The organism is Aneurinibacillus sp. UBA3580, from assembly GCF_002375825.1.
GTDB classification, from domain to species: Bacteria; Bacillota; Bacilli; order Aneurinibacillales; family Aneurinibacillaceae; genus Aneurinibacillus; species Aneurinibacillus danicus.
The window spans coordinates 31,804-39,349 of record NZ_DFMZ01000126.1; the positions used below are offsets into that span (position 1 = coordinate 31,804).

Consider the following 7,546-nt stretch of genomic DNA (forward strand, 5'->3'; position numbering starts at 1 on the left):
ATTCCGGTGGCGGCGCCTCCGCACCATCCGGTCAATATTCTTCTTCACGCCATACAGTGCGTAAAAAACGAGAGGAATAAATACAATCATCGGGAACTGTGCCGGAAAACGCATGGCCATAACCGCCACAATGATAACGATAATGGGAGTGACCCAATATGCAGAACGAGGAATTCCCACTTTTTTGAAGTTAGGATATTTAATGTTACTAACCATCAAGTAGGACAGTCCAAGCATGATCAGCACAAGATATACCGGTGGAAACGCATTGTGATACAATGCCAGCGTAGCCAGCACGCCACCCGCAGCCGTAATGGGCAAACCGACGAAATAGCCTGTATTGCCTCTGGTTGCCGAATTGAAACGAGCAAGGCGCAAAGCGCCGCAAATCGGAAACAGGCCTGTAAGCAGAATACCGGCCCACCCCATGTTCTCAAGCAGCACCACATACATAATCAAAGCAGGCGCTACGCCAAACGTTACAATATCTGAGAGTGAATCCAACTCTTTACCAAAATCGCTCTGTGCATTTAGCATACGGGCCAGGCGTCCGTCCAGTCCGTCCAATACCATACCGATAATAACCATGATCGCCGCATAGCTCAAATAAATCGGCTCATCACGAAACGCCAGCAACATCGCAATAACACCTAGAAACAAGTTGCCTATTGTAAATAAGTTCGGAATCATTTTCGCTATCATTCTAGCTCTTTTACCTCCCTGGTACTGTTTCTTTAATGATGAAACAGTCTCCTCCCATCGTCAGGACCTGTCTGTTTCTAAATGGCATAGGCCCCTGAACAATTATTTTATTGTATGCCGAACTAAATGTGCCTGTCAATGAACACCTGCTCCTGTATCCGCTTCAGTCCTTCCTTAATGGCACGGGCCCGCACCTCGCCTATTCCCTCCACTTCATCCAGCTCTTCAATGGTAGCCATCATTACCTGCGGCAGACTGGAGAATTCTTCAATAAGATTGCTGACAATCGAAGCCGGAAGACGCGGAATTTTGCTGAGAATTCGGTAGCCGCGAGGGAAGACGGGTTCATCGTTCAGGTTCGCGCTTGGTGTATATCCCAGAGTCTTAAGAATATTAACCGACTCAAGCAATTCATCCGCCGATAGCTTATGCAGTTGGGCCAGTACCTCTTCCGGATCGGTTTCATCACCGAGACGGCAATAGTCCTTGATTAGCAAGTAAGCGTCATCCTCGATGTTTGATACGAGTTCTTCCATCTGCATACTGATGAGACGTCCTTCCGTCCCTAGTTCATTAATATATTTAAGGATTTCTGACTTAATGCGTAAAACCATTTCAATCCGCTGCACAACGAGCGCCACTTCATGGAGCGTTACAAGCTCTTCGAATTCCAAAGCCCCCAGATTTGTCAGTGCCTGATCCAGTACGGACTTATACTTCTCCAGCGTTTGAATCGCTTGATTTGCTTTGGTTAGAATCACGCCGATATCTTTAAGAGAATAACGGTAAGGGCCCCGGTACAGCGTAATTACGTTGCGCCGCTGCGAAATGGAGATGACTAGCTGACCTGTCTGTCTCGCTACCCGTTCCGCCGTTCTATGCCTGATCCCCGTTTCCGTGGACGGTATGGAAGAATCGGGGATTAGCTGTGTATTAGCGTATAAAATTTTCTTTGCATCCTCACTCAGAATAATAGCTCCATCCATTTTCGCCAATTCATAAAGATGGGCAGGCGTCAAATCACAATTAATCGAAAAACCTCCGTCTACAATCGTCTGCACCGCTGGTGTGTTTCCAATGACGATGAGGGCACCTGTCTTCGCCCGCAGGACGTTCTCCAACCCTTCCCGCAGCGGCGTCCCCGGCGAGACGAAGCGCAGTACATCGCTAATAAACTGTTCACGCTTGTTGTCCGTTGCCATATTATCCTCCCAACGCTTCCCGCAGCGCTTCCGAAACCGTTTGCACCCCGACTACTTTAATGCCTTTTGGATGCTCCCAGCCCGTTACATTCTTGGCGGGAATGATTACACGTTTAAACCCTAATTTTTGCGCTTCTTTTACGCGCTGCTCAATGCGGGAAACCCCTCGAACCTCTCCGGTTAATCCCACTTCACCAATGACTACGTCATACGGATGGGTCTGCTTATCCCGAAAACTCGACGCCAGGCTAACCGCCACAGCCAGATCGATCGCCGGCTCATCGAGACGCACACCACCCGCTACGTTCACATAAGCATCCTGATTCTGAAGAAGCAGGCCTACACGCTTCTCCAGCACTGCCATAATCATGGCGATTCGATTGTGATCAACGCCTGTTGCCATCCGACGCGGAGTTGCAAAACCGGTCGGCGTTACCAGCGCCTGCAGTTCAACCAATACAGGCCGGGTCCCTTCCATGCTGGCCACGACAGTGGAACCGGCTACGCCTAGCGAGCGCTCGGATAGAAACATCTCTGAGGGGTTGATCACTTCCTTTAAACCGGCTTCCGCCATCTCAAAAATACCGATTTCGTTGGTGGAGCCGAAACGGTTTTTTACCGCTCTCAGGATTCGGTATGTGTTATGGCGTTCTCCCTCAAAGTACAATACGGAATCCACCATATGTTCCAGGAGGCGCGGACCGGCAATCGCTCCCTGCTTAGTGACGTGTCCAACAATAAGGATAGCGATATCTTTTGTTTTTGCCAACCGCATAAGGTGCGCAGTACACTCCCTTACCTGAGCCACACTTCCCGGTGCAGAAGTAACATCCGGGTGAAACACCGTTTGAATGGAGTCAAGAATGACCACTGCCGGCATAAACTGCAGTATCTGCTGTTCAAGTAAAAACAAATCGGTTTCCGCCAGCACATATAGATTCGGGCTGCTCGCACCTAACCGTTCGGCACGCAGCTTAATCTGCTTCGTCGATTCCTCACCGGAAATATATAATACTTTATTATTATTGCTTGCCAGCTCCTGTGATGCCTGCAATAGAAGTGTTGACTTGCCAATTCCCGGGTCTCCTCCTACAAGAACAAGGGAGCCGGGTACTACTCCGCCGCCAAGCACACGGTTTAATTCGCTAATATTCGTCGTCAAACGAGGTTCATCTTCTCCCACAATAGCCGTGATAGGGGCCAGATGGCTGGCAGCCGTAGACACACCCCGGCGTGCCGCATCACCCGGTTTCGCCCTCTCTTCCAGCTCTTCTACCATTGTATTCCACTTGGCACATCCCGGGCATTTTCCCATCCATTTCGGGGATTCGTATCCGCACTCTTGACATACATATTTGGATTTATATTTTGCCATGCCTATCTTCTCTTCTTCCTTAACATATTTTCTTGTTGATTATATCGTTTTCCTGCTTTGTCGCCCATTTCCTTTACACTTTCTCTATTTTATAAAAAAGGCTCTCCCAAGCAAAGGTTGCTTTCTCTGGGAGAGCCTTTTTCTCATTATCTATGCTTTCGTGCTGTATTTACCATTACTTTGAAACAGATTCTTCGCCTTCTTTGGCTTTTTCAACTTTCAGCTCGCCTTCTACGACATCAATTTTCACTGTGTCGCCTTTCTTGATGCCACCGGTCAACAGCTCTTCGGAGAGGCGATCTTCAATGTGGCGCTGAATGGCACGACGCAGCGGACGAGCACCGAATGCCGGGTCGAAGCCTTCTTTTGCCAGGAATTTCTTCGCATCTTCAGTGAGAATGAAGTCAATTTCCTGCTCGTTCAGGCGTTTACGCAGCTCCTCGGACATCAGCATTACGATCTCTGCAATGTGTGTTTCGTCTAAGGAATGGAAGACAATTAACTCGTCGATCCGGTTCAGGAACTCTGGTCGGAAGCTGCGCTTCAATTCGCTCAATACACGGTCTTTCATGTCATCATAGTGCTTCGAGCTGTCCGGCGTTGTAAAGCCCAGGCTGGTATTCTTCTTGATAAGGTCCGCACCTACATTGGACGTCATGATGATAACCGTATTGCGGAAGTCAACCGTGCGTCCTTTAGAGTCAGTCAAACGACCATCTTCAAGGACCTGCAGCAATATGTTAAATACTTCCGGATGCGCCTTCTCAATCTCATCCAGGAGAATAACGGAGTACGGCTTGCGGCGTACTTTCTCAGTTAACTGACCACCTTCATCGAACCCCACATATCCCGGAGGGGCACCAACAAGACGAGACGTAGAGTGCTTCTCCATATACTCAGACATGTCGATGCGAATCATCGCGTCTTCTTCACCGAACAGCGCTTCCGCCAGCGCACGGGCCAACTCGGTTTTACCTACACCAGTCGGTCCAAGGAAGATAAAGGACCCAATCGGACGCTTCGGATCTTTCAGTCCGGCGCGAGCACGGCGCACGGCGCGGGAGATGGATTTTACCGCATCTTCCTGGCCGATAACGCGCTTATGAAGAATTTCTTCCATCTTCAACAGGCGCTCCGTTTCTTCTTCTTTTAGCTTGACAACCGGGATGCCGGTCCAGCTCGCTACAACGGAAGCAATATCTTCAGGAGTGACTTCAGAGTCAGTTTGACCTTGTTTTTCCTGCCATTCATTTTTCGTCCTATCCAGTTCTTCACGTAACTTTTGCTCTTTGTCGCGCATGGAAGCCGCTTTTTCAAATTCCTGGCTTTGCACGGCTGCATCTTTTTCCTTCCGTACTTCTTCGAGCTTCTGCTCAAGCTCTTTCAAGTTCGGCGGAATGGTGTAGGACTGCAGGCGTACTTTCGATGCCGCTTCATCAATCAAGTCAATGGCTTTATCCGGTAGAAAGCGGTCAGAGATATAGCGGTCTGACAGCTGTACCGCCTGACGAATCGCCTCGTCCGTAATATTTACGCGATGGTGCGCCTCGTAGCGGTCACGCAGACCAAACAGAATTTGCACCGCTTCTTCCGTAGATGGCTCATCGACCTGGATCGGTTGAAAACGACGTTCGAGCGCCGCATCCTTCTCGATATACTTGCGATATTCATCAAGTGTGGTGGCACCGATACACTGCAGTTCCCCACGAGCCAGGGACGGCTTCAGGATATTGGAAGCGTCAATCGCCCCCTCTGCACCCCCTGCACCGATAAGTGTGTGCAGCTCGTCGATGAACAGAATGATATTGCCGGCTTGACGAATTTCATCCATGATTTTCTTGAGACGGTCCTCAAATTCACCGCGGTATTTCGTTCCGGCTACTACTGTACCCATATCGAGTGTCATTACACGTTTGTTACGCAGCGTTTCGGGAATCTCGTTATTAATAATACGCTGTGCCAGCCCTTCGACAACCGCTGTCTTACCGACACCCGGCTCACCGATAAGGACCGGGTTGTTCTTCGTCCGGCGGCTAAGTACCTGGATGACACGCTCGATTTCTTTGGCACGCCCGATAACAGGGTCAAGGCCGCCATCACGCGCTACTGCTGTCAGGTCACGAGCCAGACTGTCAAGCGTCGGAGTATTGATTGCCGCACTGTTTGAGCTTTGCTGATGCGAAGACATCGCTTCACTGCTGCCAAGCAGTTGCAATACCTGTTGACGCGCTTTGTTAAGGCTTACGCCCAAGTTGTTAAGTACGCGGGCTGCTACGCCTTCTCCCTCGCGGATTAGACCAAGAAGAATATGCTCGGTTCCTACGTAGGTATGACCCAGCTTTCTTGCTTCATCCATGGACAGTTCAATCACTTTTTTGGCGCGCGGTGTATAGTTAATGTTGCTTGGCTGCTCACCGCCACGGCCGATTAATGACTCTACTTCACCCTGAATTTTATCGAGGCCAAGGCCCAGCGCCTGCAGGGCTTTTGCTGCAATGCCATCTCCTTCGCGAATCAGGCCGAGGAGAATGTGTTCGGTGCCGATATTCTTATGACCTAAGCGAACGGCTTCTTCCTGGGCAAGAGCCAAGACTTTTTGAGCTCTTTCCGTAAAACGACCAAACATCATAAAACAAGCACCTCCGTTAGTATAATAAAAGACAGGCTATTATGATTCCATCGTCGACTGCAAACGCTCCCGGATAAGCCGTGCCCGGCGTTCATCGCGGGAATCGGCAGTCAACTCTTGACCCGCATACTGCTGCAGAAATCCCGGCTGCGTCATTACCATCAATTCGTTCATGACGCTGAGCGGTATTCCTTTGATAATTTCAAGGTCAATACCGAGACGCACATCAGATAAACGTTCAGCCGCTTCTTTCGACTCGATAATGCGCGCATTCGTCAATATGCCGTATGAACGACATACCCTGTTTTCCAATTGAAGTCGATGATTATGCATTAAACTATGGCGTGCTTCACGTTCTCTTTCGATAATTTGCCGGGTTACACTGGTAAGGTTCTCAATAATCTCTTCTTCAGATTGTCCAAGCGTTACCTGGTTGGAAACCTGGAATAAGTTCCCTATTGCTTCACTTCCCTCTCCGTAAAGCCCTCTTACCACCAAACCAAGCTGATTGATAGCAGATAAAATGTGATTAATCTGTTGGGTCATTACAAGTCCTGGCAGATGCATCATAACCGAGGCACGGATTCCTGTTCCCACATTGGTGGGACAACTGGTGAGGAAGCCGCGCCGTTCGTCAAACGCGAAGTTGATATGCTTCTCGAAGATGTCATCGATCCGGTCGGCGGCTTCCCATGCCTCTTTCAACTGCAGCCCGGAAAACAAGCATTGAATGCGCAGGTGATCCTCTTCGTTCACCATGATGCTAACCGCTTCATTCTCGCTAAGAATGACAGCGCCTTTTCGAGAGTCTGCCAGAAGATTCGGGCTAATAAGATGCTTTTCCATTAGTACGCGCTTCTGCAAAGGAGTCAGCGCGTCCATGCGAATCATTTCAAAATGCCCCTGTCTCTTAAACGCTTCATCTTCCATCGCCTGCTCAACTTGCGCGATAACCTGGTCAAGCTGCGAATCGGTCGCCAGCATCGGAAACGGCTGATCGCGCAGGTTTCTCGCTAGCCGTACCCTGCTGCTGATCGCAATGTCAGCGTCCAGACCGTCGCCATTCATCCATTCGCTTACTGCGTTTGTTATAAACTTCTGGAAAGACATGCATTTCCCCTCCTACAAATCTGCGATTTGACGCTCTAAATCGCGGATTTGATCACGAATCTTTGCTGCTTCTTCGAATTCTTCCTGTTCGACGCGTTTTCTTAGCTCATTTTTTAACTGGGATACTTCTTTTTTCAGCTTGATTGTGCCGCCCGAGCGCTCCGGTACCTTGCCGCTATGATGTGTATTGCCATGCACGCGTCGGAACAGCGGGTCCAACTTCTCCCCGAACGCCTTATAACAATTGCTGCAGCCGAAGCGTCCGCTCTTGCTGAACTGGGAATATGTAAGCCCGCATGTATCACAACGCAGCGGTGCCTCCTGCTGCACCTTGAACGGACTGGTGCTTGGCTCAGCGTTGTTCAACAGGCCGGACAATAGATGGTGAATAGAGAAGTGGTTCATGCCACCCGGGAACATGTCGCCTTTTTCCTGGGCACACACTTCACAAAGATGGAATTCGTTCTTTTCGCCATTCACGATTTTAGTGAAATGCAGCGTAGCCGGACGCTGGTGGCATTCCTGGCA

The 7,546-nt window shown here is 49.6% G+C and carries 6 protein-coding genes; all 6 read right to left on the reverse strand.

Annotation, left to right across the window (positions count from 1 at the left end; genetic code table 11):
* A partial coding sequence (pssA, locus tag B2899_RS17145; protein ID WP_286887344.1) for a CDP-diacylglycerol--serine O-phosphatidyltransferase occupies nucleotides 1-702 on the reverse strand: 702 nt, incomplete at its 3' end.
* Between the two features lie 122 nt (nucleotides 703-824).
* Nucleotides 825-1,904 carry a DNA integrity scanning diadenylate cyclase DisA gene (disA, locus tag B2899_RS17150; protein WP_146810723.1) on the reverse strand — a complete coding sequence of 360 codons (1,080 nt, stop codon included), beginning with the start codon at nucleotides 1,902-1,904 and terminating at the stop codon, nucleotides 825-827.
* Between the two features lies 1 nt (nucleotide 1,905).
* Nucleotides 1,906-3,279 carry a DNA repair protein RadA gene (gene radA / locus B2899_RS17155; protein WP_146810721.1) on the reverse strand — a complete coding sequence of 458 codons (1,374 nt, stop codon included), beginning with the start codon at nucleotides 3,277-3,279 and terminating at the stop codon, nucleotides 1,906-1,908.
* A gap of 175 nt (nucleotides 3,280-3,454) precedes the next feature.
* Nucleotides 3,455-5,908: an ATP-dependent Clp protease ATP-binding subunit gene (locus B2899_RS17160; RefSeq protein ID WP_146810720.1), complete on the reverse strand. Its 2,454-nt coding sequence runs from the start codon at nucleotides 5,906-5,908 to the stop codon at nucleotides 3,455-3,457.
* Nucleotides 5,909-5,947: 39 nt separating this feature from the next.
* Complete coding sequence (locus tag B2899_RS17165; protein WP_146810718.1) at nucleotides 5,948-7,018, reverse strand: protein arginine kinase; 1,071 nt, start codon at nucleotides 7,016-7,018, stop codon at nucleotides 5,948-5,950.
* A gap of 12 nt (nucleotides 7,019-7,030) precedes the next feature.
* Nucleotides 7,031-7,546, reverse strand: a 516-nt coding sequence (locus tag B2899_RS17170) for a UvrB/UvrC motif-containing protein (RefSeq protein ID WP_286887348.1), incomplete at its 5' end; no start/stop codon positions are given.